The 24213-nt window shown below is 70.0% G+C and carries 27 protein-coding genes and 1 pseudogene; 13 read left to right on the plus strand and 15 right to left on the minus strand.

Annotated features, from left to right (window positions below):
• The 5 genes from dnaQ (at nucleotide 1) to ACLF3G_RS07255 (ending at nucleotide 4372) form a co-directional block, all read left to right on the plus strand.
• Nucleotides 1-705 carry a DNA polymerase III subunit epsilon gene (dnaQ, locus tag ACLF3G_RS07235; RefSeq protein WP_430668672.1) on the plus strand — a complete coding sequence of 235 codons (705 nt, stop codon included), beginning with the start codon at nucleotides 1-3 and terminating at the stop codon, nucleotides 703-705.
• Between the two features lie 10 nt (nucleotides 706-715).
• Nucleotides 716-1486: a (Fe-S)-binding protein gene (locus tag ACLF3G_RS07240; RefSeq protein WP_430668673.1), complete on the plus strand. Its 771-nt coding sequence runs from the start codon at nucleotides 716-718 to the stop codon at nucleotides 1484-1486.
• Nucleotides 1487-1578: 92 nt separating this feature from the next.
• Nucleotides 1579-2103: a protein-export chaperone SecB gene (gene secB, locus ACLF3G_RS07245; protein ID WP_430668674.1), complete on the plus strand. Its 525-nt coding sequence runs from the start codon at nucleotides 1579-1581 to the stop codon at nucleotides 2101-2103.
• 47 nt (nucleotides 2104-2150) lie between these two features.
• The gene (gene lnt / locus ACLF3G_RS07250; protein ID WP_430668675.1) at nucleotides 2151-3728 is read left to right on the plus strand and encodes an apolipoprotein N-acyltransferase; all 1578 of its coding nucleotides are present in this window, start codon (nucleotides 2151-2153) and stop codon (nucleotides 3726-3728) included.
• A gap of 197 nt (nucleotides 3729-3925) precedes the next feature.
• A complete protein-coding gene (locus ACLF3G_RS07255; RefSeq protein WP_430668767.1) occupies nucleotides 3926-4372 on the plus strand; it encodes a helix-turn-helix domain-containing protein in 447 nt (148 codons plus the stop codon).
• Nucleotides 4373-4380: 8 nt separating this feature from the next.
• Here the strand turns inward: ACLF3G_RS07255 and ACLF3G_RS07260 are convergent, their stop codons facing one another.
• Nucleotides 4381-4884 carry a DUF2244 domain-containing protein gene (locus tag ACLF3G_RS07260; protein ID WP_430668676.1) on the minus strand — a complete coding sequence of 168 codons (504 nt, stop codon included), beginning with the start codon at nucleotides 4882-4884 and terminating at the stop codon, nucleotides 4381-4383.
• Nucleotides 4885-4997: 113 nt separating this feature from the next.
• Here ACLF3G_RS07260 and nth point away from each other — a divergent pair, with 113 nt between their 5' ends.
• The gene (gene nth, locus ACLF3G_RS07265) at nucleotides 4998-5645 is read left to right on the plus strand and encodes an endonuclease III (RefSeq protein WP_430668677.1); all 648 of its coding nucleotides are present in this window, start codon (nucleotides 4998-5000) and stop codon (nucleotides 5643-5645) included.
• Nucleotides 5646-5772: 127 nt separating this feature from the next.
• On the opposite strand, the gene ACLF3G_RS07270 is transcribed toward nth, so the two are convergent.
• The 5 genes from ACLF3G_RS07270 to ACLF3G_RS07290 all read right to left on the minus strand — a co-directional run bounded on the left by ACLF3G_RS07270 (nucleotide 5773) and on the right by ACLF3G_RS07290 (nucleotide 10491).
• Nucleotides 5773-6183, minus strand: coding sequence for a DUF3775 domain-containing protein (locus ACLF3G_RS07270; RefSeq protein WP_430668678.1), 411 nt, complete (start codon nucleotides 6181-6183; stop codon nucleotides 5773-5775).
• A gap of 82 nt (nucleotides 6184-6265) precedes the next feature.
• Complete coding sequence (locus ACLF3G_RS07275; RefSeq protein ID WP_430668679.1) at nucleotides 6266-7093, minus strand: aldo/keto reductase; 828 nt, start codon at nucleotides 7091-7093, stop codon at nucleotides 6266-6268.
• Between the two features lie 12 nt (nucleotides 7094-7105).
• Nucleotides 7106-8113 carry a WD40 repeat domain-containing protein gene (locus ACLF3G_RS07280; RefSeq protein ID WP_430668680.1) on the minus strand — a complete coding sequence of 336 codons (1008 nt, stop codon included), beginning with the start codon at nucleotides 8111-8113 and terminating at the stop codon, nucleotides 7106-7108.
• Entirely contained in the window at nucleotides 8113-9099 is a 987-nt protein-coding gene (locus ACLF3G_RS07285) for a CobW family GTP-binding protein (protein WP_430668681.1), read from the minus strand. The genes ACLF3G_RS07280 and ACLF3G_RS07285 overlap by 1 nt, the downstream gene beginning before the upstream one ends.
• Before the next feature lie 63 nt (nucleotides 9100-9162).
• Entirely contained in the window at nucleotides 9163-10491 is a 1329-nt protein-coding gene (locus ACLF3G_RS07290; protein WP_430668682.1) for an aspartate aminotransferase family protein, read from the minus strand.
• A gap of 60 nt (nucleotides 10492-10551) precedes the next feature.
• Here ACLF3G_RS07290 and tsaB point away from each other — a divergent pair, with 60 nt between their 5' ends.
• Together tsaB and ACLF3G_RS07300 are read left to right on the plus strand one after the other, a co-directional pair.
• A complete protein-coding gene (gene tsaB, locus ACLF3G_RS07295) occupies nucleotides 10552-11202 on the plus strand; it encodes a tRNA (adenosine(37)-N6)-threonylcarbamoyltransferase complex dimerization subunit type 1 TsaB (RefSeq protein ID WP_430668683.1) in 651 nt (216 codons plus the stop codon).
• A complete protein-coding gene (locus tag ACLF3G_RS07300; protein WP_430668684.1) occupies nucleotides 11202-11609 on the plus strand; it encodes a GNAT family N-acetyltransferase in 408 nt (135 codons plus the stop codon). The genes tsaB and ACLF3G_RS07300 overlap by 1 nt, the downstream gene beginning before the upstream one ends.
• On the opposite strand, the gene ACLF3G_RS07305 is transcribed toward ACLF3G_RS07300, so the two are convergent.
• Nucleotides 11606-11863 carry a sulfurtransferase TusA family protein gene (locus ACLF3G_RS07305; RefSeq protein ID WP_430668768.1) on the minus strand — a complete coding sequence of 86 codons (258 nt, stop codon included), beginning with the start codon at nucleotides 11861-11863 and terminating at the stop codon, nucleotides 11606-11608. The two genes, ACLF3G_RS07300 and ACLF3G_RS07305, sit on opposite strands and share 4 nt — an antisense overlap.
• Before the next feature lie 154 nt (nucleotides 11864-12017).
• Between ACLF3G_RS07305 and ACLF3G_RS07310 the strand changes: the two genes are divergently transcribed.
• The 3 genes from ACLF3G_RS07310 to ACLF3G_RS07320 all read left to right on the plus strand — a co-directional run bounded on the left by ACLF3G_RS07310 (nucleotide 12018) and on the right by ACLF3G_RS07320 (nucleotide 14043).
• On the plus strand, nucleotides 12018-12464 hold the full coding sequence (locus tag ACLF3G_RS07310) for a MucR family transcriptional regulator (RefSeq protein WP_430668685.1): 447 nt from the start codon (nucleotides 12018-12020) through the stop codon (nucleotides 12462-12464).
• A 190-nt stretch (nucleotides 12465-12654) separates the two neighbouring features.
• Nucleotides 12655-13161 (plus strand): Fur family transcriptional regulator, encoded by a 507-nt coding sequence (locus ACLF3G_RS07315; protein ID WP_430668686.1) that lies wholly within the window; start codon nucleotides 12655-12657, stop codon nucleotides 13159-13161.
• A gap of 21 nt (nucleotides 13162-13182) precedes the next feature.
• Nucleotides 13183-14043 (plus strand): GNAT family N-acetyltransferase, encoded by an 861-nt coding sequence (locus ACLF3G_RS07320; protein ID WP_430668687.1) that lies wholly within the window; start codon nucleotides 13183-13185, stop codon nucleotides 14041-14043.
• A gap of 21 nt (nucleotides 14044-14064) precedes the next feature.
• Here the strand turns inward: ACLF3G_RS07320 and glf are convergent, their stop codons facing one another.
• The 5 genes from glf to ACLF3G_RS07345 form a co-directional block, all read right to left on the minus strand.
• Entirely contained in the window at nucleotides 14065-15249 is a 1185-nt protein-coding gene (glf, locus tag ACLF3G_RS07325) for a UDP-galactopyranose mutase (RefSeq protein ID WP_430668688.1), read from the minus strand.
• Nucleotides 15242-16444 carry a glycosyltransferase gene (locus ACLF3G_RS07330; protein ID WP_430668689.1) on the minus strand — a complete coding sequence of 401 codons (1203 nt, stop codon included), beginning with the start codon at nucleotides 16442-16444 and terminating at the stop codon, nucleotides 15242-15244. Before ACLF3G_RS07330 ends, glf begins: the two co-directional genes overlap by 8 nt.
• Nucleotides 16445-16605: 161 nt before the next feature.
• Entirely contained in the window at nucleotides 16606-17331 is a 726-nt protein-coding gene (locus tag ACLF3G_RS07335) for a DUF1194 domain-containing protein (protein WP_430668690.1), read from the minus strand.
• A gap of 110 nt (nucleotides 17332-17441) precedes the next feature.
• Entirely contained in the window at nucleotides 17442-18602 is a 1161-nt protein-coding gene (locus ACLF3G_RS07340; RefSeq protein ID WP_430668691.1) for a DegT/DnrJ/EryC1/StrS family aminotransferase, read from the minus strand.
• Nucleotides 18603-18787: 185 nt separating this feature from the next.
• The gene (locus ACLF3G_RS07345; RefSeq protein WP_430668692.1) at nucleotides 18788-19342 is read right to left on the minus strand and encodes a PEP-CTERM sorting domain-containing protein; all 555 of its coding nucleotides are present in this window, start codon (nucleotides 19340-19342) and stop codon (nucleotides 18788-18790) included.
• A 223-nt stretch (nucleotides 19343-19565) separates the two neighbouring features.
• Between ACLF3G_RS07345 and ACLF3G_RS07350 the strand changes: the two genes are divergently transcribed.
• Both ACLF3G_RS07350 and ACLF3G_RS07355 read left to right on the plus strand, forming a co-directional pair.
• Nucleotides 19566-20006 (plus strand): transposase, encoded by a 441-nt coding sequence (locus ACLF3G_RS07350; RefSeq protein WP_430668693.1) that lies wholly within the window; start codon nucleotides 19566-19568, stop codon nucleotides 20004-20006.
• Nucleotides 20007-20021: 15 nt separating this feature from the next.
• Nucleotides 20022-20495: pseudogene (locus ACLF3G_RS07355) on the plus strand (transposase); the annotation flags it as partial.
• Here the strand turns inward: ACLF3G_RS07355 and xrtA are convergent.
• The 3 genes from xrtA to ACLF3G_RS07370 are packed head-to-tail and all read right to left on the minus strand — an operon-like array spanning nucleotide 20461 to nucleotide 24211.
• The gene (gene xrtA / locus ACLF3G_RS07360; protein ID WP_430668694.1) at nucleotides 20461-21960 is read right to left on the minus strand and encodes an exosortase A; all 1500 of its coding nucleotides are present in this window, start codon (nucleotides 21958-21960) and stop codon (nucleotides 20461-20463) included. The pseudogene ACLF3G_RS07355 and the gene xrtA sit on opposite strands and share 35 nt — an antisense overlap.
• Complete coding sequence (locus tag ACLF3G_RS07365; protein WP_430668695.1) at nucleotides 21942-23180, minus strand: TIGR03087 family PEP-CTERM/XrtA system glycosyltransferase; 1239 nt, start codon at nucleotides 23178-23180, stop codon at nucleotides 21942-21944. Before ACLF3G_RS07365 ends, xrtA begins: the two co-directional genes overlap by 19 nt.
• On the minus strand, nucleotides 23180-24211 hold the full coding sequence (locus ACLF3G_RS07370; RefSeq protein ID WP_430668696.1) for a FemAB family XrtA/PEP-CTERM system-associated protein: 1032 nt from the start codon (nucleotides 24209-24211) through the stop codon (nucleotides 23180-23182). Before ACLF3G_RS07370 ends, ACLF3G_RS07365 begins: the two co-directional genes overlap by 1 nt.
• Nucleotides 24212-24213: the final 2 nt, after the last annotated feature.

Here is a 24213-nt window from a genome sequence, read left to right on the forward strand (position 1 = left end):
ATGCGGCAGATCGTGCTGGACACCGAAACGACTGGCCTCGACCCCGCCTCCGGCGACCGGGTCATCGAGGTCGCGGCCATCGAGATCTTCAACTTCATGCCGACCGGCGCGACCTTCCACCAGCTGGTGGACCCGGAGCGCGACATCCCGGAGGACGCGACGCGCATCCACGGCATGACGGCGGAGATGCTGCGCGGCAAGCCGCTGTTCCGCGACATCGCCGGGCCGATGCTGGATTTCCTCGGCGACGCCGAGATCATCGCCCACAACGCGCCCTTCGACTTCGGCTTCCTGGATGCGGAGCTGGTGCGCGCCGGCCATAAGCGGCTGGACCGGGCCCGGATGGTGGATAGCCTGGCAATTGCCAAGCGGCGCTACCCTGGGCTTCCGAACAGCCTGGATTCGCTGTGCCGGCGGCTCGGCGTCGATAATTCCATGCGGACCAGCCACAACGCCCTGCTCGACGTGAAGCTGCTGGCCGAGGTCTACCTCGAGTTGATGGGCGGCAAGCAGCCGGGCTTCGAGCTGGCGGCGCGGCCGGCCCGGCCGGTGCTGGTGGGTGACGTGGTGGTGGCTCCCGTGGTGCGCACGCCGCGCCCGATCATCCCCAGCGCGGCCGAGATCGCGGCGCACGAAGCTTTTGTCGCAAAGAAGCTGAAGGACCCCCTCTGGCCCACCCTCGCCGCGCCCGTGGCCTTGCAGTAGACAGTCAAGGATGTCCCAGACCCGCCCGCGCGTCGCGCTGTTCGTCACCTGCCTGGTGGACCTCTACCGGCCCACGGTCGGCTTCGCCGCGATCAAGCTGCTGGAGGCGGCGGGGTGCGAGGTGGTGGTGCCGGACCGGCAGACCTGCTGCGGCCAGCCGGCCTACAATTCCGGCGACCGCGCCACCGCGACCGAACTGGCGCGGGCCATCGTCGACGACTTCCTGCCCTATGACTACACCGTGGCGCCTTCCGGGTCCTGCGCCGGGATGATCAGCCACCACTTCCCGGCCCTGTTCGCCGACGATCCGCATTACCGCGGCAAGGCCGAGGCGCTGGCCGCCAAGACCCATGAACTGGTCTCCTTCCTGGCCGATGTGCGCGGCATGCAGGGCGTGGCCGCCCAGTATGACGGCGTGGTGACCTACCACGACAGCTGCTCCGGCCTGCGGGAGCTGAAGGTGAAGGCGCAGCCGCGCCGGCTGCTCGGCAGCGTCGCCGGGCTGGCGCTGCGCGAGATGGGCGACAGCGAGCTGTGCTGCGGCTTCGGCGGTACCTTCTGCGTGAAGTACCCCGAGATCTCCACCCGCATGGTCGAGGACAAGACCAAGGACATCACGGCCACGGGCGCCGACACGCTGCTGGCCGGCGACCTCGGCTGCCTGCTGAACATGGCCGGAAAGCTGGCCCGCGAAGGCTCCCCGGTGCAGGTCCGCCATGTGGCGGAGGTGCTGGCGGGGGTGACGGAGGAGGTGGCGCCGATCGGGATGGCACCCCGCTGAGGCCGGGCGCCGCGCCAGTGCGACGACTGGCCGCGCGCCGTGGCGCGTGGTAGCCGGGCGCCTGCCGAAGTCCCGATGAGCTGGAACGCCCCATGTCCGACGCGAACGCCAACACCAATCCCCCTGGCTCGCCCATCCCGAATGGTGCCCAGGCGGGCCAGCCGGCGCCGCCGCTGCAATTGAACATCCAGTACACCAAGGACCTGTCCTTCGAGGTTCCAGGTGCCCCCGAGATCTACGTGACGCTGCGCGAGCAGCCGCGCGTCGACCTGGCATTGGACGTGCAGGCGCGCCCGATCGAGCAGGGCCAGAACGTGTTCGAGGTCTCGCTGCAGATCCGCGCCGACGCCAAGGTGAACGACACCCCCTGCTTCATCGCCGAGCTGGTCTATTGCGGCGTCTTCACCATCAACGTGGAACAGCAGCACCTGGAAGCGGTGCTGCTGGTGGAATGCCCGCGCCTGCTGTTCCCCTTCGCCCGCAACATCCTGGCCGACATCACCCGTGACGGCGGCTTCCCGCCGGTAATGCTGGCGCCGATCGATTTTGTCGCCCTCTGGCAGAGCCGCCGTGGCCCGGGCGTGCAGGCCGCGACGCCCCAGGTCGGTACCGCCTGAAGACGCGCGACCTGAAGGATCCGGCGCGCCCCCCGCGCGCCGGCGTGATGCGCGGGCTGGTGGCGCCGGGGCGCTGGCGCATGGCGCTGGTGCGGCGGCTGGAAGGCCGCGGCTTCTGGCGCGCGCTGGCCACCGCCTTCGGGCTTGGCGCCATCGCAGCCCTGGCGCTGCCGCCGGTGCATCTTCTGCCGGTGCTGCTGCTGTCGCTGCCGGGTCTGTTCATCATGGTCACGAGCGCGCCGAGTCGCGGGCGCGCGGCCTGGATCGGCCTCGCCTGGGGCTGGGGCTTCCATGTCGCCGGCCTGCACTGGCTGACCAACGCCATCCTGACCGAGGTCGAGCGCTTCTGGTGGCTGGTGCCGATTGCGGTGCCGGCGCTGGCCCTGCCGCTGGGCGCCTTCACCATCCTGCCGGCGCTGGCTGCCCGCCTGGCGCGGCCCGGCTGGCCGCAAGGGCTGGCCTTCGCCGGCGCCTGGCTGGCGGCCGAGATGCTGCGCGGTGTGGTCTTCACCGGCTTTCCCTGGAACCTGCTCGGCACCGTCTGGGCCTTCGCCAGCCTGCCGGTCCAGGCCGCCGCGTGGATCGGCGTGCATGGGCTTTCGCTGGCCACCGTGCTGCTGGCGTTGGCGCCGCTGGCCGGGCGGCGCGGCTGGGCCGGCATGGCTGTGGCGCTGCTGGTCTTCGCCGGGATCGGGCTGGCGCGGCTGTGGCCGGCGGAGCCGGAGCCGGAAGATGTCGCCCTGGTGCTGGTACAGGGCAACGTGGCCCAGGAGGCGAAGTGGCGGGAGGAGTCCCGCATCCCGATCTTCCAGCGCTACATCGACCTGTCCGCCGGTGGCGTGCGCACCGCGCGGCAGGAGGCGCCGGAGGCCCGGATCATCGTGGTCTGGCCGGAAACCGCCAGCCCCTTCCTGCTGGCCAGCGACCCGCGCGCGGCCGAGATGGCCACCGCTCCGCTGCCACCGGATGCGCTGCTGCTGGCCGGCAGCGTGCGCGCCGAATTCGGCGCCGATGGACGCGCCTCGCGGGTCTGGAACAGCCTGGTGGCGCTGGACGCCCAGGGCACCGTGCTGGATGCCTATGACAAGGTTCATCTGGTGCCGTTCGGCGAATACACGCCGCTGCGCGGCCTGCTGCCGATCCGGCTGGTGATCTCGGCGCTGGATTTCTCGGCGGGTCCCGGTCTGCGCAGCATCCGGCTGCCCGGCCTGCCGGCCTTCGGCGGACTGATCTGCTACGAGGTGATCTTCCCCGGCGCAGTGACTCCGGCGGACCGACCCGGATTCCTGCTGAACATCACCAACGATGCCTGGTTCGGCGTCTCTGCCGGGCCGCACCAGCACCTGGCCAGCGCCCGGCTGCGCGCGGTGGAGGAAGGCCTGCCGCTGGTCCGGGCGGCGCAGACCGGCATTTCCGCCGTGTTCGACAGCCGCGGCCGAACCGTGGCGCGGATGGGCCTGGCGGAAACCGGGGTGGTGGTGGCCCCGCTCCCGAGGGCGGGAGCCGCGACACCGTTTGCCTATCTGGGGTTGTGGATGCCGTTTCTTTTGCTCGCTCTGGTCTCGGGTGTTGCGATCGCGGGATCCATTACGAGAAATGATTCGCGCGGCGAAGAGGCGTCTTAAGGTCGCGACACAGCGGGGGGTAAGGCAGCTTTATTGAGATTTCTCAAAAGAGTTGACAAAAGATGACCGGACGAATACGGATTGCCTCGGCCCTCGGCGCAGCGCGTTCCTGCCCTTAGTCGGCCCCGCCCGGGCCAGGATGGCCCCCTTCGAACGGGCGGCCTTGTCTTTCCTGGAGTGGAGTGCGCGTGTTGGCCATCCCGAGCGAAGACGTTGTTGAGCGCGTGGAAAAAGAGCACCGCCCCAGCCCGATCGATGTGCATGTCGGCAGCCGCGTGCGGCTGCGGCGCACCCTGCTCGGCATGAGCCAGGAGAAGCTCGGCGAAGCGCTTGGCCTGACATTTCAACAGGTTCAGAAGTATGAGCGGGGCGTGAACCGCATCGGCGCGAGCCGTTTGTTCGACATCTCCCGGGTGCTCGATGTGCCGATCGGCTTCTTCTTCGACGACATGCCGCCCGAGGTCGGCGGCAGCCAGGGCAACCGTCGCTTCGGTGGCTTCCAGGAACAGCAGGAAGGCTTCGAGGACGATACGCTGCACCGGCGTGAGACGCTGGAGTTGGTGCGGGCCTACTACCGCATCACCGATGCCTCGGTTCGCAAGCGCGTTTTCGACCTGATCAAGAGCCTCACGCCGTCCGAGTGAATTAACCCTCAGCGCAACTGCGGGTTGTCGAATTTCGGCGTGCGATAGCGCCGCAGGGCGGCGTCGAGTGCCTCTCCCAGGTCACGTTTCTCAGGATCCGAGAGGAAGCAGCCCAGCTCGACCTGACGGCTGCGCTGCACCAGGAACAGCCGGGCCACGCCGCCGGCCACCTCCTGCACCACCACCCGTGTCCAGTACGGCTCCAGCACCGTCTCCCGCCGCCCGCCGCGGCCGTTGGCGGTGGTGACGCGCAGTGTGCCCTCCGTCAGCTGCACAGCCTCCCAGGCCGCGGCGCTCCAGCGGCGGTGCAGCGCGACCAGGGTGAGCACGCCGACCACCTCGAGCCCCAGGAAGCCGAGCACGGGCCAGGCGCCGAGCACCAGGAAGAACCCGCCCGGGACCGCCGCGCCGGCCGCGGACAGCACGCACAGCAGCCGCATGCCGCGCGCCGAGAGGCTCTGCGACGGCGTGCTGACGGCTTCGAACAGGATCGGTTCCGCGGCGGCTGACATCACTCCTCACTATGGTGTAGCAGCGGCGATCCGCCATGCCAGAAAATACCTCTCCCGCACCCGTTCCCGCCTCTCGAAAGCCCCGGCCCCGCGCACCGCGCCGTGCCCGGCGCATGTCCGCGGCGCAGGCGCAGCTTTTCCTGCGCGCCCTGGCCGCGGCGAACCCGGCGCCGGAGACGGAACTGCATTTCCGCGATGCCTACACGCTGCTGGTGGCGGTGGCGCTGTCCGCGCAGACCACGGATGTGGCGGTGAACAAGGCGACCGCGACCCTGTTCGAGGCCGCCCCCACTCCGGCCGCCATGGTGGCGCTGGGGGTGGAGGGAGTCGCCGCGCATATCCGGCGCATTGGCCTGTGGCAGGGCAAGGCGCGCAACGTGGTGGCGCTGTCGCAACTGCTGCTGGACCGGCATGGCGGGGAGGTGCCGAACGATCGTACGGCGCTGGAAGCGCTGCCCGGCGTCGGCCGCAAGACCGCCAACGTCGTGCTGAACGTCGCCTTTGGGCAGGACACCATGGCGGTGGATACCCACATCTTCCGCCTCGGCAACCGCACCGGCTTGGCGCCCGGCAAGACGCCGCGGCAGGTGGAGGATGGGCTGGTGAAGCGCTGCCCGCCGGAGATGCTGCGGGATGCGCATCACTGGCTGATCCTGCATGGCCGCTACTGCTGCAAGGCGCGCGCCCCGGAATGCTGGCGCTGCCCGGCGATCGGCCACTGCAACTACCCGGAGAAGGTGCTGGCCCCGCCGGTCAGGTAGAATGCCGGTCAGGTGGAATGCTGTTCAGCTAGAATGCCGGCGGTGGGATTCGGGGGGCTTGCGGGGCTGCACGGCCGCTCACCCTGCCCCCTCCCCCAAGGGGGGGGAAGAGAGTCCTTTTGAAAAGCTACCGATCCACATCCTCGATCGACAGGCCGAAATCGGCGACTCCCTCGGCCAGCAGGTCGCCGAAATTGTCCATCGCCAGCAGGATCTCGGCGGCATCCGTGCCGCCTTCGCGCTCCGCCGCCTGGGCCAGCGCATCGTCCCATTCCTCGGATGTAAAGTCGCCCCGGCCGACCATGGCGAGGGCGATGAGGGCCGTCTGCTCATCCTCGTTCAGGGCCAGGATGGCGGCGCGCAGGCTATCCTCGTCGAACTCATCCTCGATCTCGGCGGATTCGGCCGCGTCTGGGCCTTCCTCGGCATCCAGGTCCGGGATCTCGGTCCCCTGCACCGCCCGGGCGTGGTCCACGATCGTGGCCACCGTCTCCAGGCTGATGCCGAGGTCGGGGTCGTCTTCCGAAGGCTCCGCCATGGGCCCTGATTCCTTTGCGTCGTCTCGGCTGATTAGAACGACGGGCGGCGAAAGGTTCCAAGCCCCACGCGCCAAAAATCCTTCAGCCGTCGATCCAATCCGGCGCCATGGCCGGGTTCACGAAGCGGCGGTCCTTCGGCAGGCCGGCAATCGCGGCCAGGTCGGCCGCATCCAGCTTCAGGTCGAGCGCGCCCAGATTCTCCGCCTGCCGCGCCCGGCTGGCAGCCTTCGGCACCATGGCGACGCCGGGCTGCGCCAGCAGCCAGGCCAGCGCCACCTGGGCCGCCGTCGCGCCATGCCGGCGGGCGATGCCCTGCAGCACCGGGTCGGAGGAGGCGTTGCCCTTGGCGAGCGGCGAATAGGCGGTCAGCGCCATGTCGTTGGCGCGGCAGATCTCCAGCAGCCGGGACTGGTCCAGCATCACGTGGAACTCGACCTGTAGCGCGGCCAGCCCGACACCCTCCGCGATGGCGCGGGCGAGCAATTTCGGTGGGAAGTTGGAAATGCCGATGGCCCGCGCCGTGCCCTCCGCCCGGATCGCGGCGAGGCCGGCCAGCGCGTCCGGCAGGTTCAGTTCCGGGCTCGGCCAATGGATCAGCAGCAGGTCGACATACGGCGTCGCCAGGCGCTTCAGGCTGGCGTCGAAGGCGCGGCGGATGCTGGCGCCATCCGGCTTGTCGTTCCAGATCTTCGTGGTCAGGAAGATCTCCGCGCGGGGGAGGCCCGATGCGGCAAGGCCGACGCCGACGGCGTCCTCGTTGCCGTACATCTCCGCCGTGTCGATGTGGCGGTAGCCGAGCCCGATGGCGCTTTCCACCGCCGCGCTGCACGCCGCCCCCGTCATCGGCCAGGTGCCGAGGCCGAGGCGCGGCATGCGGAGGTGGGCCGTCTCGATGATCGGCATGATCATGGGCATAGATCCTCAGCGCTTGGTCAGGTCGACGGAACCCGCAAAACCGCCCTCGGTGCCGAAGGCGAGACGGGTGCCGGTGGCATTCCAGGCGAGGCTGGTGACGGCGCTGCCGCGCGGCGGTGCCACCGGCACCACCTTGCCGGAGGAGACCTCCGCCATCAGCACCAGCCCGTCGCCGAAGCCGGCGGCGATGACCTCGTGCTGCGGGTGGCAGGCCACCGCGCTGCACAGCACCTCGTCCCCGCCGGCAAGTTCGGTCGGCGCCTTGCCCATCGGGCCGCCGCCGAAAAACGGCCACAGCACCACGGATTCGGCGCCGCTGGTGGCGAGCCACCGGCCGCGGGAGGTGAAGGCGATGGAATGCGTCTTGGACGGGTAGCCCGACATCCGCATGTGCTGGCCATCGGCCAGCCGCCAGCCGTGCAAAGCGGTTTCCTGCATGGCGGTGACCACATGGGTCCCGTCCGGGCTGAAGGCGATGGCGTGGTGGCTGCCCTTCCACTCCAGGACCTTTGGCTTGTCCTCCTTCGCCGCCACGAACCACAGCGAGGCGCCGCCATAGTGGCTGGCGGCCAGGCGCTTGCCCTTGGTGTCGAAAGCCAGCCCGCCGACGGAGGAGGGATGCGGCAGCGCTTTCAGCACCTTGCCGGACGCATCCAGCACATGCGCGACCTTGCCGACCGAGGCGGCGCGGATGCCAGAGTCGTGGGCGGCGACGTGATCGACCCACTTGCTGCCGAACTTCTGCAAGGTGGTCACGGTGCCGTCCGGGCCGGTGTGCTGCACCTTTCCATCGTCGCCACCGGTCAGGAAACCGCCCTTGGCGTCGGCGCAGGCCGACAGGATGGCGCCGTCATGCGCCTCCACCGTCCGGTCGCCGATGCGGATGGTGCCATCGGCAAGCGCGAAGCCGAGCTGGCCCTGGCGATCGAAGATCGCCGCCACGACCCAGCCGCCAAGCTCCTGCGCCTCGCCCCGCGCGGCGAGGAGGAAATCCGCTTCCGAAACTCCTGCCATCAAGCCGGCACCTGGCAGCCTTCAAAACCGCGGCGCAGTTGCGGGCGGTTCAGGTCGCGGCCGATGAAGACGATCTTGGAGCGGCGCGGATCGCCCTCCTTCCAGTTCCCGATGTAGTCGCCATCGGCGATCATGTGCACAGCCTGGAAGGCGAAGCGCCGGTCGTCATTGGCATAGGCCAGGATGCCCTTGGTGCGCAGCAGGTCCTGGCCCTTCTTCTGCAGCAGCTCGCTGATCCACATGTTGAACTTCTCAGGGTCGAGCGGACGGCTCGCCTCAAAGGACAGGCTCATCACCGCGTCGTCGTGGGTGTGGTCGTCCTCGCCCGAGAGGAACTCCGGCTCGCGTTCCAGGATGCGCTCCAGGCTGAAGGCGTCGCGGCCGATCACCGCCTCGATCGGCACGTCGGATTTCGTGGCGCGGCGGATCTCGGCATAGGGGTTGATGCCGCGGATGCGGCGTTCCACCGCATCGGCTTCCTCGGCCGTCACCAGGTCCATCTTGTTCAGCACGATGATGTCGGCGAAGGCGACCTGTTCCTGCGCCTCCTTGCTGTCGTCGAGGCGGGCGAACAGGTGCTTGGCGTCCACCACGGTGACGATGGCGTCGAGCTTCGTGGCGCGCTTCACATCCTCGTCGGCAAAGAAGGTCTGCGCGACGGGAGCGGGGTCGGCGAGGCCGGTGGTTTCCACGATGATGCCGTCGAAGCGGCCACGGCGCTTCATCAGCCCGCCGATGATGCGGATCAGGTCGCCACGCACGGTGCAGCAGATGCAGCCGTTGTTCATCTCGAAGACTTCCTCGTCGGCATCCACCACGAGGTCGTTGTCGACGCCCAATTCGCCGAATTCGTTGATCACCACGGCGAATTTCTTGCCGTGGTTCTCCGACAGGATGCGGTTCAGCAGCGTGGTCTTGCCAGCGCCGAGATAGCCGGTGAGGACGGTGACAGGGACGGGCCCAGGGGAAACAGCGGCATCGGACATCACGAAAAACTCCGGGAGCGGTTGGGCGCATATATGGGATCGCGCCCGCCCGCTACCCGTTCTTCAGGCCGGTACGGCCTCGATCGCCTCCGCCAGCGTGCCGAACAGCCGGTCCACATGCGGCCGCTCGATGATCAGCGGCGGCGACAGCGCCACGATGTCGCCGGTGACGCGCACCAGCACCCCGCGGTCGAAGCACGTCCGGAAGACTTCCATGGCGCGGGCGCCGGGCTTGCCGGCGCGGGGCTCCAGCTCCACCCCGGCGACCAGGCCCATGCTGCGCACGTCGATCACGCCGGGGGTGTCGCGCATGGCATGCGCGGCGTCCTCGAAATACGGCTCCATGGCGCGCGACCGGCCCGGCAGGTCCTCCGCGCGGTGCAGATCCAGCGTGGCGATGGCCGCGGCCGAGGCCAGCGGGTGGCCGGAATAGGTGTAGCCGTGGAACAGCTCGATCCCGGCCGGCATGCCGTCCACGATGGTGTTGTAGACCTCGTTGCTGGTGGCGACCGCGCCCATCGGCACGGCGGCGTTGGTCAGGCCCTTGGCCATGGTCATGATGTCCGGCGTCACGCCCAGCCGCTCCGCGCCGAAATTGGCGCCGATGCGGCCAAAGCCGGTGATGACCTCGTCGAAGATCAGCAGGATGCCGTGCTTGGTGCAAAGCTGCCGGAGCTTCTCCAGGTAGCCCTTTGGCGGGACCAGGACGCCGGTGGAGCCCGCCAGGGGTTCGACCATGACGGCGGCGATGGTGTCGCCATGCAGCGCGACCAGGTTCTCCAGCGTATCGGCCAGGTGCGCGCCGTGTTCCGGCTGGCCCTTCGAGAAGGCGTTCTGGGCCGGCAGGTGGGTGTGCGGCAGGTGGTCGACATAGGGAAGCTGGGCGCCGAACTGCTTGCGGTTCGGCCCGATGCCGCCCACCGACATGCCGCCGAAGCCGACGCCGTGGTAGCCGCGTTCCCGCCCGACCAGCCGAACGCGCTGCGACTCGCCGCGCGCCTTATGGTAGGCGAGGGCGATCTTCAGCGCGGTATCCGCGGCTTCCGACCCGGAATTGACGAAGAAGACGCGGTCCATGCCCTCCGGCGTCATCTCCGCCACGCGGGCCGCCGCCTCGAAGGCGATGGGGTGGCCGAGCTGGAAGGTCGGGGCGAAATCCATGATGGCGGCCTGCTTCTGGATCGCCTCGACGATCTCCCGCCGCCCATGCCCGGCATTGCAGCACCACAGGCCCGCGGTGCCGTCCAGGATCTCCTGCCCATCCTGGGTGAAGTAGGACATGCCCTCGGCGCGGGCGAGCATGCGCGGGGTGGATTTGAAATACTTGTTGTCGCTATAGGGCATCCAGAACGCGTCGAGGTTGTTCCGGCGCGGGATGTTGATTTCGTTCATGGGCGGGGTCCTTTTGCGCGGCAATCCAAGCAAGCGGCGCGCGCGGGGGCAAGCTTTCGCATGAATCTTCTGGTGCTCGACGGCGCGCTGGCGCGCTGTTCCGTGGCAGTCTTCGCCGATGGCGTGTTGCTGGCGGAAGAGGTGACGGAGGGCGCGCGAACGCAGCCCACCGCGCTGCCGCCGATGGCCGCGCGCATGCTGGCCCGGCTGGGTCGGCTGGATGCAGTGGCGGTGGTGGTGGGCCCTGGCGGCTTCACCGGGCTGCGCGCGGCGATCGCCCTGGCGGAGGGCCTCGCGCTGGGCGCCGGCGCCCGCCTGATGGGCGTGACGACGGCGGAGGCGCTGGCCGCCGCACTGCCGACGGATTTGCGCCAGGCCCGCGCCGTATGGTCCGCGGTGGACACGAAGCGCGGCCGGCTGGTGCTGGAATGCCTGGACCCCGGCGCCTGGCATGCCTCCGCGCCGCCGCGGCCGATGGCGCTGGAGGACCTGCCGCAACCAGACGGGCCGTTGGCGCTGGTCGGCGATGCGGCCGGGCCGGCCGCTGCGCTGCTGCTTGGGCGGGGCGCCAATGTGATCCTGACGGATTCCCTGCTGCCGCTGGCCTCAGCGGCCGGGCAGGTGGCGCTGCGGCGGCTGCGGGGCTTGGTGCCGCCGCGCGATGCGACGCCGCTGTACGTCGAGCCGCCGGCCGTGCGGGCGCCCGGGTGATGGATGCCGCCGCCGCCGCGGCGCTGCATGCACGCGCCTTCCCGCCGGGCGAGGCGTGGGGGGTACAGGCCATCACGCTGATGCTGGAGATGCCCGGCTGCTTCGGCATCCTGCGCCGCGACGCCGGCTTCGTGCTGGCACGGGTGGCGGCGGACGAGGCCGAAATCCTTACGCTGGCCGTGGTGCCGGAGGCGCGCCGGGCCGGGCTGGGCGGGGCGCTGCTGGCGGAGGCGATGGCGGCGGCGGTGCTGCGCGGCGCGGGCACGATGTTCCTGGAGGTTTCGGAGACAAACCGTGCGGCGCGGGCGCTGTATCGAGCGGGCGGATTTACCGAGGTCGGCCGGCGCCCCCGCTACTACGCCGATGGATCGGACGCGCTGGTGCTGCGGCGCGCGCTGTCCGGCTAGGATTTCTTCCGGATCAGTAATATCTGTACGCCATCCGCCGCCTCGGTCGCCGAAAGCACGACGTGGCCTTGCTCCGAGGCCGTCCGTGGCACGTTGCGGCGCGGCTCGTCGCCCTTGAGCGCGAGACGGAGCACCTGGCCCGGCGCCATGCGGTCCAGCGCCAGCCGGGTGCGGACGAAGGTCATCGGACAAGTCTCTGTAGTGATATCGAGGATGGTGTCGTAGGTCTCTTCTTCGGTCGGCAAGGAGTTCATGTCAGGATTCCTCTTTTCTTTGCCAATCGTTGTTGCAATGCGCCGATTCAAGGCAATATGATGGCGGCAAGCGTCACGGCACAGGACATAGCGTCCGGTTGTCCGCGGAGTATTCGGCACATTCAGGCCGAACGACGCGAATGAGAGCAGATCGATGTCCGACACCTCGGCAAATGCAGACATTCTTGGCCTTACCGCGGAGATCGTTTCGGCGCACGTCTCCAATAATTCGGTCGCGGTGGCTGATCTGCCGAACCTGATTCAGGAGGTGTATCGCACCTTGTCCGGCATGGGCCAGCCGGTGGTGGAGGTGGCGGAGCGTCCGCAGCCGGCGGTGCCTGTGAAGAAGTCGGTGACGCCGGAATATCTGATCTGCCTGGAAGACGGCAAGAAGCTGAAGATGCTGAAGCGTCACCTGAAGACGTCCTTCAACCTGACGCCCGACCAGTACCGGGAGCGGTGGGGCCTGCCGTCCGACTATCCCATGGTTGCGCCGAACTACACGAAGCACCGTTCCACGCTGGCCAAGCGGATCGGCCTCGGCACCAAGCCGCGCGCCCGGCCGGTGGGCAGGCCCCGCGCGGCAGCGCGGGAAGCCTGATGCTGGCGGCAGCGCGGGAAGCCTGATGCCGGCGGCAGCGCGGGAAGCCTGATGCCGGCGGCAGCGCGGGAAGTCCAGGTCGCCTGGCGAGGCCGTTCTGCGCAGATGGGTGGTGGGCCGGCGCGGTCGGGGCTATGGATAGCGGGCCGGCCGCATTGGGCCGGATCGCCGGAGGGTGCCGCGCCGACGCATGCAGAGTTCCCACGCCCCGACACGCGCTGAGGCGGACCGCCCAGATCCCTCGCGGATCGAGCGGCTCTGCATCGAGCGCGGGCTGAAGATGACCGGCCAGCGCCGGCTGATCGCGCGCGTGCTCAGCGAGGCGGAGGACCACCCGGATGTCGAGGAACTGTACCGTCGCGCGGTGACGCTCGATGCCCGCATTTCCGTCGCCACCGTCTACCGCACGGTCCGACTGCTCGAGGAGAAGGGCATCGTCGAACGCCGCGACTTCGGCGGCGGGCGCGCCCGCTACGATCCAACCGACCGCGGCCACCACCACCACCTGATCGACGTCGACACCGGCAGCGTGATGGAGTTCGAGGATCCGGAGCATGAGAAGCTGGCCCAGGCCATCGCCCGCCGGCTTGGTTTCACCCTGGTCGGCCAGCGGCTGGAGCTGTTCGGCCGCCGCGCGCCCGCCGAGACGGCACCGCGCCTGCCCGGGCCCGCCCCCCGTGGCAAGCCGCGCGGCTGAGGCATCCCGGGTCTTCGCCCGATGAGCGTGGACGGTCCCCTGCCGGAAGACGCCCCGTTGCCGACTGAGCCGCCGCGCGCCGCGCCGCTGGCCGATGGCTTCGAGGAGCTGCGCGCCGGCAATCTCGGCCTGCGCCTGGCGGAGACGGAGGCGGAGATCGACGCCGCGCAGGCGCTGCGCTACCGCGTCTTCTATGAGGAGATGGGTGCGCACGCCGATGCCGCGACCCGCGCGGCGCGGCGTGATAGCGATGCCTTCGACGCGGTCGCAGACCATCTGCTGGTGCTGGACCACGATCTGGGGCAGGGGCCGGAGGCGGTGGTCGGCACCTACCGGCTGATCCGCCGCCGCGCCGCGGACCGCATCGGCGGCTTCTATTCCGCGGCAGAGTACGACATCGCGCCGCTGCTGGCGTTCGATGGGGAGGTGATGGAGCTTGGCCGGTCCTGCGTCGCCGGCGCCTATCGCACCCGCGGCACGCTGCAATTGCTGTGGCGCGGCATCGCCGCCTTCGTCTTCCGCCATCGCATCGACCTGATGTTCGGCTGTGCCTCCCTGCCCGGCACCGACCTGGAGGCGCTGGCGCCCCAGCTCAGCTACCTGCACGCCAACCACCTGGCGCCGCCGGCGCTGCGGCCGCGGGCGGTGCCGGACCGCTATGTGGCGATGGACCGCCTGCCGCCCTCTGCACTGAACATGCGCGCTGCCCTGGCGTCCCTGCCGCCGCTGGTGAAGGGATATCTGCGGCTCGGCGGCTTCGTGGGCGATGGGGCGGTGATCGACCGGCAGTTCAACACCACGGATGTCTGCATCGTGGTGAAGACCGACCTGGTGACCGAGAAATACTTCCGTCACTACGAGAGGACGGCGGGGCCGGGTTAGGCCCCGCGCCCCGACGGCGCATCAGTCGCCGGCGGCCACCCGGCCGGCTGCCACGGCATCGTTCGCCGCGACCGGTGGCACCGCGTCCTGGATACGCGCGAAAGTCGCCAGCGCCTGACCGACTACCTGGTCCATGTTGTAGTAGCGGTAGGTGGCTAGCCGCCCGACGAACCAAGTGTCCCGTTCGGCATCCGCCAGCGCCTCGTATCGCTTGTACAGCGCCTGGTTCTCCGGCCGGGGGATCGGGTAGTAGGGGTCACCCTCGGCCGCGGGGAATTCATAGGTCACGCTGGTCTTCGGGTGGGTCTGCCCGGTCAGGTACTTGTATTCCGAGACGCGGGTGAAGGGTGTGGCCTCCGACGGGTGGTTCACCGTGCCGGTCGGCAGCGCCCATTCCTGGTCCAGCGTCTCGTGCCGGAAGCGCAGGGACCGGTAGGGCAGGCGACCGTGGCGGAAGCCGAAATACTCGTCCACCGGGCCAGTCCAGATGACCCGTCGGAAGCTGAAGCGGCGCCGGGCCTCGTCGAATTCCATCCCTGTGCGGACATCGATCAGCGGATGGTCGAGCATCCGGGCGAACATGGCGGTGTAGCCATGCAGCGGCATCGCCTGGAACTTGTCGGTGAAGTAACGATCGTCGCGGTTGGTGCGCGTGGGCACGCGGGCGGTGACGGATTTGTCGAGCTCGCTGGGGTCCAGCGCCCATTGCTTCCGGGTGTAGCCGCGGAAGAACATCTCGTACAATTCGCGGCCAACCTTGCCGACCACCACGTCCTCGCTGGTGCGGACCTGCTCCACCGTCTCGGCACGGGCGGCGAACCAGGCCTCCAGATCGTTCTCGGACAGGTCCAGGCCGTACAGGCGGTTGATGGTGTCGAGGTTGATCGGCATCGGCACCTGCACGGTCTGGCCGGTGGTCGGGCTGACGACCTCCGCCAGCACGCGGTGCTCATAGGGGCGCCAGTCCGTGAACCTCGACAGGTGGGCGAAGACCGCCTCGCTGTTGGTGTGGAAGATGTGCGGGCCGTAGCGGTGGATCAGCACGCCCGCCTCGTCCAGGTGGTCGTAGGCGTTGCCGGCGATGTGGTCGCGCCGGTCGATCACCAGCACGCGGTCGCCACGCTCCGCCGCCAGGCGCTCCGCCAGGACGGACCCGGCAAACCCGGCGCCGACCACAAGCCAGTCATAGGTAGTGCGTTCAGACATGCGAGGCTCCGGCGGCCAGGGTTGTGGCGGGCACGGCGCCGGCGCCGGGAAAGGCGGCCGGTTGCGTCACGCGCTGGCTGCGGATCAGCGCCGCCATGCGGGTCCAGGTGAGGTCCCAGGAGTTGGTGGCGAGCTGCGCATCGACGCGCGCCAGCCATTCGGGCGAGACCGCATGCAGCAGCCGGTCTGCCTGTTCGGCCATCTCGGCGGCGGAGGATACGACCTCCACCAGCCCGGCCTCGCCATAGTCCCGCACCACGTCGACCACGGGGGTCGAGACCACCGGCAGGCCGGCCGCCAGGAATTCCGGCGTCTTGGTCGGGCTGATGAAGCGGGTGCTCTCGTTCAGCGCGAAGGGCATGAAGCCGAGGTCCCAATGCGCCAGATAAGCCGGCAGCTCCTCGTAGCGACGGCCACCAAGCCAGTGCAGGTTCGGTGCCTGCGGCAGGCTTGCCGGGTCGATCTTCACCACAGGGCCCAACATGACGAGCTGCAGGTCGGGCCGCAGCGCCGCCAGGCCAGCGACCAGGCCGAGGTCCATGCGCTCGTCGATCACGCCGAAAAAGCCCATGCGCGGGCGGGCGATGCAGGCCATCGACTCCGGCTCCGGCACCCCGCCGCGGGCCTGGGCGAAATGCGCGGTGTCGATCGAGGAGGGGAAGCAGCTGACGCGCGGATGGCGGTCCCGCTTCGCCTCGTACAGGCTGCGGCCGCCGGTGAAGACCAGGTCGGCGCGCTCCAGCAGCCGGCGCTCCATGTCGAGCATGGCGGGTGGCGCGCCGCGGAAGGCGGAAAGCTCGTCCATGCAGTCATAGACAGTGACATCGGGCCGCAGGTGGTCGGCGAAGGCCAGCGCCATCGGCGTGTAGAACCAGGCGACGAGGCGGCGGCCGGCGCGTTCCTCCAGCAGGTCGTCCAGCAGCGCCCGCTGCGCTGCCACGGCATCCACGCCGCGCGGCAGGATGGGGATGGCGCGGGTGACGCCGCCGGTCTCGGCCGACAGTTCGAGGCGCGGCGCCTCGACATCCCGCTCCACAGGCTCCTCGAAGAAGATCACCTCGTTGTCGCGGGCCGCGCGAGTCATCAGGTGTTGCGGGCGCTGGAAGACGAAATCCCAGCGCAGATGGGACAGGCAGAGCAGCACGGGCCGGGAATCACGCCCGCTGGAACGCGTGGGGGGTGCAGCCGTCTTCATTCTGGTCTCCTGTGACCAGCATCCGGGCACACGACCAGTGTCGCGCGGCCTGATCTGCCGCTGCCCTTGTCCTGCTGGAAATCCTGATGGGGACCAAACGCGGCATGCTGCGGTGCAGTTGCAGCCGACCCCGGAACGGCAGGTAATGCCTTATTCCTGCCCTATACGCGCAGAGGTTGCCCAGGCCGTTCCGCGATCTCACGGATCAGCTTGCGACGGACCGCCTGGCCAAAATCGCCAAAATCCTCCGCGGCGATCATGAAGGCGCCGGGGCCGCCGATCACGCTTTCCCGGAAGTAGATGTCGAGCGGGATGGGGGGCCGGCGGCCGAAGGTGGGGCGGTCGTTCAGGATCGGCAGGCCGTTGATGGTGATGCCCTCCGCCACCGCGCGGTCGCGGGCTTCCTCCGCCGGCGGGCCGCTGTTGTTAACGCCGTCGCCGGAGACGTCGATGACCTTGCGCGTCGCCTCGAAGGGGCAGGAGTCCAGGGTGCGGCGGGAGAAGTCGATGGCGCCCGAGATGGAGGTCCAGGACAGCGAGGCGAACGGTGCCTCGTCCAGTGCCGTGGCCCAGGCTTCCGCCGCCTGCTGCGTGCCGATGCGGGTCCAGGGCAGCACCAGGCGCTGGTACTCGATGCCCGCCCATTCGACATAGGCGAGCGCGATGGACCCCATCATGCCGCCGCGGATCGCCTGGATCAGTTGTGCGTCGGTCAGCGCGGTGCGGTAGCCAAGGCGTTGCAGCCGCGCCTCGTCGGCGTCGACGGAGCGGCTGACATCGACCGCGAGGACCAGCGCGACATCGACTGGGTCTTCCGCTTTCGCGCGGCTCGTGGGGTGGAGGGCGGCCGCGGCACCGGCCGCGGCGAGAAGGGACCTGCGGCGCATCGCGATCTCCCGGCTGCTTGACCGGGCCATGCAACCGCACCGTGTGGCTGCGGTTCAAGCGCCAAGAAATATATCTGCGCGGGGTCTTGCGGGCTTACCCCCGCGGCCAGTCAGGTGGCGCCCGCCACGGCGGCCACCACGCGCGCCACCTCGGCCTCCGTCAGGTAGGGGTGCATGGGCAAGGACAGGATGCGCTGGCACAGCGCCTCCGACACCGGCAGCTCGGGTGCGCCGGCGGCGATCCCCTCGGCATGCGCGGCGGCATAGGCCGGCTGACGGTGCAGGGACTTCGGATAGTAGATGGCGGTCGGCACCCCGGCCTCCTTGCAGGCGGCCTGCACCCGGCCGCGGGCGGCCTCGTCCGGCAGCAGGATGGAATACAGGCCGAAGGCGTGGCCGGGCACCATCGCCGGCACCTGCACCCGTGCCGCGAGGCCGGCGTGGTACTGCGCGGCGACGTGGGTGCGGGCGGCCAGTTCATCCGCCAGCAGCGGCAGCTTGGCCAGCAGGATGGCCGCCTGCATGGTGTCGAGCCGCCCGTTCATGCCGGTGCGCTCCACCTCGTAGCGAGTGCGGCCCTCGCCATGGGTCCGCAGGCTGCGCCACAGCTCGGCACGGTCGGCATCGTCCGTCAGCAGTGCACCGCCATCGCCGTAGCAGCCCAGCGTCTTGGTCGGGTAGAAGCTGAGCGCCGTGGCGTGGCCCCAGCGGCCGAGCCGCTTGCCATCCAGCGAGGCGCCGAAGGCCTGGGCGGCGTCATCCAGCGCGAACAGGCCCTTCGCGGCGCACAGCGCCTCGATTGCCGGCCAATCCGCCGGCAGGCCGAACAGGTCGACGCCGATGACGGCGGCCGGGCGCAGCCTTCCCTCGGCCTCGACCAGCGCGATGCGGCGCGCCAGGTCGGCGAGGTCGATGTTGTAGGTCAGCGGGTCGACGTCGACGAAAATGGGCGTGGCCCCCAGCACCAGCGGCACCTCCGCCGTGGCGGTGTAGGTGAAGGCCGGCAGGAACACGGCGTCGCCGCGTCCGATGCCCTGTCCCATCATGGCGATCTGCAGCGCATCGGTGCCGGAGGAGACGCCGACGGCATGGGCACAGCCGGCGAAGGCCGCCAGCTTCTGCTCCAGCTCCACCACCTCCGGGCCGTTGATGAAGCGGCCGCCATCCAGCACCGAGGCCAGTCGCCGGTCGATCTCGGCGCGAATCAGCGCCTGCTGCGCCTTCATGTCGAACAGGGCGATGGGCGGGCTGGCGGGGGAGATGGTGTTCATGGAGATCCGTCGTTCGTGCCGTCCGCCTTCCTTAGCCCCGGCCCGGCGCCGCGGCCAATCACCGGGCGTTTCGCCGCTTTGCCGAAGCCGGGCGCGCCGGAAGACGGGGGACCAGAACGCGAAACGCGCGCCCGGCGATGTGCCGGACGCGCGTTCCTGAAGTCACGTCAGCCAGGGGCCGAAGGTCAGGCCTTCTTGGCCCGCGCGCGGCGCGCCAGGCCGAGGCCCAGCAGGCCGGCACCGAACAGCGCCAGGGACGCCGGCTCCGGCACCGCGACGGCATCGACGGTCGCCGAGAACGTCACCTCGGTCGGGAAACCGGACTGCGTGGAGAACACGAAGTTCGCCTGCGTCGGGTCGTAGCCGGTCAGCGTCACGGTGCCCGTGCCGATGATGTCGACGGCGCCCGGCGCGCTGCCGACAGTGGTCGTCGAGGCGCCCGGGTTCAGCGTGAAGGTGGTGGTCAGGCCGGCATTGCTGATCGTGAAGATCTGGCCGGACGACACCGTCGGGGAGATGGTGATGTTGCTCAGTTCCACGCAGCCGAAGCAGGTGCCGAGGCCGGAGAAGGTGCCGGTGCTGACGAACAGGGAGCCGTTCGAGGGGAAGCTGATCGAGGTCGGGGTGACGGTGTTGACGCCAACGATGGACAGCGTGCTGCCCGGCGCGATCGGGCCGGCGAGAGCGGGTGCTGCCGCGAGAGCGACGGCTGCAACGGCGCCGAGGAGAGCCTTCTTCATGGTCGCAAGTCCTTATCCATTTGGCCGCCACAGGGATCGGGCGGTGCTGGCCTAACTTTGCAAGAGGTGTGCCAGGCCTCTAAATCGCTGATATATAACAATAAAACAGGCTTGTGCCCACGGGCTTCCCAGCCCGTGTAAGATTGTCCGACCGATCCGCGACGCACGCTGGAAGTGCAATGAAAGCCTGCCGCCATTGCGGACGTGCAAATTCCGGACGGCGATGCAACCGTTGCGCATCGGTGAGATCAATTCGGGGCGGAGAGGAATTGGGTCGCTACGTTGGAACAGGATTCGCTGCCCCATCGGAGGCCGGCGCAGGCTGCGCCAACCCTCTGACCTGACGGATGGGGCGTGGGCGCCGGTGGCGCCGATGATCCGGCCAGCAATGCACGGCGGCAGGCCCCACACCGTGGAGGTGCGCGAGGCGCTTGGCATGGTCTTCCACGTGCTCTCCGCCAGATGCCAGTGGAGCGCGCTGCCGAAGAGCACGGTGTGGGACGACGTCTCACGGTGGGAATGGGATGACAACATCGAGCGCATCCACCACGCCCCCTACGTCGCGATGCGCGAGCAGCCAGGACTGCCCAGCGACCGCGATCATCGACAGCCAGGCGGCAAAGGCGGCACGAAAGCGGGCGCCACGCTCGACCCGTCCGGCTAGGGTGCGGGCAGGAAGGTCGTTGGCCGCAAGCGCCATTTGCTGGCCGACACCATCGGCATGCTGCGCGCGGTGATCGTGCATCCGGCTGATGTGCGGGACCGCGACGGCGCCGCGCCGCTGCTGCGTCAGGCGTGGCGGCGGCTTCCCTTCGTCGGGCGCCTGATCGGCGACGCAGGCTGTCAGGGGCCGAAGATGGCTGCTGCCATGGTCCGCACCGGCGCGCGGAAAATGGAGATCGTGCGTCGCCGTGACCGCCACCGCTTCGTCGTGCTGCCGAAGCGCCGGATCGGCGCGCGCACCATCGGACGGATCGACCGCAACCGGCGGCAGGCCCGCGACTTGGAGCGGCAACGCCGCATCGCCGCCCACTTCGTTCGAACGGCCATGATCCGCATCATGCTTCGGAGGTTGGCCGCAAAGTCCTCAGCGCTGATCCGAACTTCCCGGATGGCGCTCAGCGACCCTTGGACAGTCCCGCCGCTTCCATAGCGAGGCCTTCGGCCTGGGCGGCCAGCACGCGGCGCAGGGCCTGGCTGGGCGGTGTCCCGGCTTCAGCGGCGGGCAGGAACTCAACGACCGCGAGCACCGGCGCCGCACCGCCGCCGCGCAGGCTGGACAGCGCCTGGGCGAGGCGCGAGCGCAGCCCGTCCCCGGCCGGTTCGCCATCGCGCCAGGCGGCGACCGCGGTCAGGGCCGGGCGGCCGGGTTCCTGACGCGCCTGCCAGGCCATGCCCGGCGCATTGACGTTGAAGGCCAGCGCCGCATCGTCCACGGCATCCAGCGCGGCACGGCGGGCGGCGGCGATGGCGGCCCAATTGGCGGCGGGGTCGAACAGCACAAGGCGGGCGGTTGCGGTGCCCTCCGCGCAGCGCAGCGCCAGTCCCTCGGCGACGCATCCCTCCGCGGCCCCGAGCGTGGTGGGGATGATCCGTGGGGCGGTGACGGCGGAATCCAGCTGCGCGGCGGCCAGCGGGCCGATGCCGGCCAGCCCGGCCACCAGCACCGCGGCCACGACGCCGCGGCCGGTGGCGCGCGGCGCGGGCCGCAGCGGGGCCAGCGCATCCGCCTCCCGGCCGGGCTCGCCAGCGTCCTCGCGGAACGGTAGGCCGGCCAGGACCAGCAGCAGCAGCACGAGCGAGAAGAAGCCCCAGCCATAGACCAGGTGATCGGCCGCCGCCGCTTCGGCGCTGCCGAGGTAGTGGCCGTACAGCACGATGCCGAGCGCGCGCAGGCCGTTCGCCAGCACCGGCACCACCAGAGCCAGGACCATGACGATGGCGCGCCGGCCGGGGCTGCGGAACATGACCAGCGCGTACAGCGCGCCGAAGGCCAGCGCCGCGATCAGGAAGCGCAGCCCGGCGCAGGCCTCGGCCACCAGGAAGGTGCCCGAGGGGATCTCGATGATCAGGCCGTCAATGTAGTGCGGGATGCCTGTGATCCGCAGGCCCAGCTCGATCATGCGCAGGGTCAGGTCCTGCAGCATCGGGGTCAGGAACTCGCCGAAGGGGACCAGGAAGACCAGGTAGGCGAGCGGTCCCGCCATCGCCAGCGCGATGCGCCAGCCGAGCGTCGCCAGCACCAGCACCCAGACCAGCCCGATGAGGACCAGCTGCCGGCCCTCCATGATGCCGAGGCGCTCGGCGACCAGCCAGGCTAGGGCGCCGCCGATTGCGGGCAGCGCCAGCAGCAGGCTGGGCCGCGGGCGCAGCGTCGCTAGGCGTTCGCGGCGCGACCACGCCAGCCAGGCGGCGATGGGCAGCACCAGCCAGCAATGCGTGTAGGCGGCGGAACGCTCCCAGGTCGCGATCGCCGCGGTGACTTCCGTCTGGAACAGCAGGCCGAGCGCGAGCAGGCCCAGCGCGAGGCCGGCCAGCGGCAGCGTCCAGGCCCCCTGTGCGGCCACTGCCGGACGGTTGGGCGCGCGCAGCATCATGTTCATGCGAAGGCCCGCCACGCCGCGGCCGCATCCGGCGCCATCACCGCATCCAGGCGGCGCAGCGTGGCGCGCCAGTCATGCGCCTCCGTCACCGCCGCGCGGGCGCGGGCGCCGAGGCCGGGGTGGCGGCCGGCCAGGACGTCCAGCACGCTGGCGGCCATGGCCGTGGCGCCTTCCGCGACGAGGATGTCCCGGCCGGGCAGCGCGCGGACGCCCTCGAAGGCCTCCGGCGAGGCGACGACCGGGCGCGCGAGCGCCATCGCCTCCAGCACCTTGTTCTGGATGCCGCGGGCGATGCGAAGCGGCGCGACGGAGACCGCGGCGTGGGCGATCCAGGGCTGGATGCGCGGCACGCCGCCGGACACGCGCACGCCCGGCAGCGCCGCCAGGGCGCGCACGGCCGGGGTCGGGTTGGCACCGACGATATGGAATTCGGCTTGCGGCGCTGCATCGCGCAGCAGCGGCATGACGGCTTCGGCGAACCAGGCAACCGCCTCGATGTTCGGGCGGTAGTCCATGGTGCCGGTGAAGACGAGGGGCAGGGTGCCGGGCGCGTAGGGGCTTGGGCCGGGCTGCTGCGGGTCGTAGGCCGAAAGGTCCACGCCGTTGTCGACATGGTCGATGCGCCCGGCCGCTTCCGGCGCCATGGCGCGGAACTGCGCGGCCTCGGCGGCGGAGACGAACAGGGTGCGGTCGAAGGCGGCGGCGGCGCGGCGTTCGAAGGCGAGCAGCGTCCGCGCCTCCCGCGCCCAGACCTGGCGCATCGGCGGCTTCGCGTCCGCGGCGTAGGCACGCCACTTTTCCGAATCCACGTCGACCATGTCCAGCACCCGGCGCAGGCCGGGTCGCCTGGCCGCAGGCGTCATGACGTAGGGCGCCATGGCGGAGGAATAGACGAACACCGCGTCATGCGTGCCGGCGGCCAGATGCGCCTGCGTCCAGTCCCACAGCGCCGCCTCGCGGAACCAGCCGAGGCTGAGCGGCTGGCCCGGGCGGCAGCGCAGGATGGCGCGCAACGCAGCCTGGCGCCGGGTGCCGGTGCGCCGCGCCTCGACGCTGACGCAGCGCGTGCGCAGCGTGGGCAGGTGGTCGAGATCCGCCGGATCATCCACCAGGCAGCCGAGGTCGATCTCCCAATCCTGCGCCAGCCGGTCCAGCATGTGCCAGGCGCGGATCTTGTCGCCCTTGTCGGGCGGGTAGGGGATGCGGTGGCACAGGAACAGAAGACGTTTCGCCATCACCCGAGGCCCCGCACGATGGTCGGTCCGATGACGTTGGCCAGTTGCAGCGGCAGCTTGCGCCAGGCGGCGATCATCAGCTTGAACTTCGGGTTGGAGGGGTTGTTCTCCGACAGCTTCGCGCCCTCCCGCAGCTGGTAGCAGTAGTGCAGCGGCTGCGCCTCGAAACCCCAGTTGCGCTTGAAGTCGAAGGCGCCGGTGTTGGCCTTGCTGCGGCCGAAATCGAACAGCCGCGCGCCGCGCTCGGCACCGGCGCGGCGCATGACTTCCCAGTACAGGAAATCGTTGCCGGCCAGGCCGCGCGCTTCCGGCGTGCCGCCGCCGTAGTAGGGCAGCACTTCCTCCCGGAAGTGGAAGTTCAGCACGGCCGAGACGGGCTTGTCCTCGTGCAGCACCGTCGTGACGTCGTGCGCGTCGGGAAATGCCTCGCCCAGCAGACGAAAATACTTCTCGGAGAAGACCGGCGTGCCGAGGGCGTGCACCATGCGGGCGTAGACATGGTGCAGCCGCCGCGTGTCGCGGTCGGACACGCTGGTCAGGCCGTTGGCGATGCCCTTGCGGACCATGGCGCGCTGCTTGCGCGGGATCGCCTTCATGTCGGCATCGGCGTTGCCGGTGATGGCGCGGCGGAAGGTGTAGTGCAGCGCCGGCCGTTCGTCCCAGCCCTCATCGGCGACGTCGCGGCGGCGGAATTCCAGGCTCGGCACGCCGGTGCGGCGCATCAGGTCGCGGGCATGCGATTCCAGCAGCCGCGCGGCTTCCGGCGTGGCGGCGACGGGGCCGCCATAAACGCAGAAGGGGGTCGAGATCAGCGCATCGCCGAACAGCAGCGTCTTCATCCGCGCCAGCGGCAGCACGCCGACGATGGCGCCATCCTGTTCCGCATAGGCGTAGTGGGTGCGATGGCCGAAGGCGCGTTCGATGACATGGCGCCAGGGCGCCAGGTGGAAGAAGGTGGCCTCCGGCGTCGCCTGCACGAAGGCATCCCAGGCCGGCTCGGCACCGGCGTCGAGTTCACGGATCCGCAGCATGG

Source organism: Falsiroseomonas sp. HC035, assembly GCF_050563525.1.
In the GTDB taxonomy this organism is placed as follows: domain Bacteria; phylum Pseudomonadota; class Alphaproteobacteria; order Acetobacterales; family Acetobacteraceae; genus Falsiroseomonas.

Coding starts and splice junctions, on each gene's coding strand:
- glf (WP_430668688.1), bottom strand. CDS start 15,249: ATGTCTGAACGCACTACCTATGACTGGCTTGTGGTCGGCGCCGGGTTT.
- ACLF3G_RS07270 (WP_430668678.1), bottom strand. CDS start 6,183: ATGGCGGAGCCTTCGGAAGACGACCCCGACCTCGGCATCAGCCTGGAG.
- tsaB (WP_430668683.1), top strand. CDS start 10,552: ATGAATCTTCTGGTGCTCGACGGCGCGCTGGCGCGCTGTTCCGTGGCA.
- ACLF3G_RS07365 (WP_430668695.1), bottom strand. CDS start 23,180: ATGGCGAAACGTCTTCTGTTCCTGTGCCACCGCATCCCCTACCCGCCC.
- ACLF3G_RS07350 (WP_430668693.1), top strand. CDS start 19,566: ATGCAACCGTTGCGCATCGGTGAGATCAATTCGGGGCGGAGAGGAATT.
- ACLF3G_RS07320 (WP_430668687.1), top strand. CDS start 13,183: ATGAGCGTGGACGGTCCCCTGCCGGAAGACGCCCCGTTGCCGACTGAG.
- ACLF3G_RS07280 (WP_430668680.1), bottom strand. CDS start 8,113: ATGGCAGGAGTTTCGGAAGCGGATTTCCTCCTCGCCGCGCGGGGCGAG.
- nth (WP_430668677.1), top strand. CDS start 4,998: ATGTCCGCGGCGCAGGCGCAGCTTTTCCTGCGCGCCCTGGCCGCGGCG.
- dnaQ (WP_430668672.1), top strand. CDS start 1: ATGCGGCAGATCGTGCTGGACACCGAAACGACTGGCCTCGACCCCGCC.
- ACLF3G_RS07240 (WP_430668673.1), top strand. CDS start 716: ATGTCCCAGACCCGCCCGCGCGTCGCGCTGTTCGTCACCTGCCTGGTG.
- ACLF3G_RS07370 (WP_430668696.1), bottom strand. CDS start 24,211: ATGCTGCGGATCCGTGAACTCGACGCCGGTGCCGAGCCGGCCTGGGAT.
- ACLF3G_RS07330 (WP_430668689.1), bottom strand. CDS start 16,444: ATGAAGACGGCTGCACCCCCCACGCGTTCCAGCGGGCGTGATTCCCGG.
- ACLF3G_RS07315 (WP_430668686.1), top strand. CDS start 12,655: ATGCAGAGTTCCCACGCCCCGACACGCGCTGAGGCGGACCGCCCAGAT.
- ACLF3G_RS07260 (WP_430668676.1), bottom strand. CDS start 4,884: ATGTCAGCCGCCGCGGAACCGATCCTGTTCGAAGCCGTCAGCACGCCG.
- secB (WP_430668674.1), top strand. CDS start 1,579: ATGTCCGACGCGAACGCCAACACCAATCCCCCTGGCTCGCCCATCCCG.
- ACLF3G_RS07340 (WP_430668691.1), bottom strand. CDS start 18,602: ATGAACACCATCTCCCCCGCCAGCCCGCCCATCGCCCTGTTCGACATG.
- ACLF3G_RS07345 (WP_430668692.1), bottom strand. CDS start 19,342: ATGAAGAAGGCTCTCCTCGGCGCCGTTGCAGCCGTCGCTCTCGCGGCA.
- ACLF3G_RS07305 (WP_430668768.1), bottom strand. CDS start 11,863: ATGAACTCCTTGCCGACCGAAGAAGAGACCTACGACACCATCCTCGAT.
- ACLF3G_RS07310 (WP_430668685.1), top strand. CDS start 12,018: ATGTCCGACACCTCGGCAAATGCAGACATTCTTGGCCTTACCGCGGAG.
- ACLF3G_RS07300 (WP_430668684.1), top strand. CDS start 11,202: ATGGATGCCGCCGCCGCCGCGGCGCTGCATGCACGCGCCTTCCCGCCG.
- ACLF3G_RS07285 (WP_430668681.1), bottom strand. CDS start 9,099: ATGTCCGATGCCGCTGTTTCCCCTGGGCCCGTCCCTGTCACCGTCCTC.
- ACLF3G_RS07335 (WP_430668690.1), bottom strand. CDS start 17,331: ATGCGCCGCAGGTCCCTTCTCGCCGCGGCCGGTGCCGCGGCCGCCCTC.
- lnt (WP_430668675.1), top strand. CDS start 2,151: ATGCGCGGGCTGGTGGCGCCGGGGCGCTGGCGCATGGCGCTGGTGCGG.
- ACLF3G_RS07275 (WP_430668679.1), bottom strand. CDS start 7,093: ATGATCATGCCGATCATCGAGACGGCCCACCTCCGCATGCCGCGCCTC.
- ACLF3G_RS07290 (WP_430668682.1), bottom strand. CDS start 10,491: ATGAACGAAATCAACATCCCGCGCCGGAACAACCTCGACGCGTTCTGG.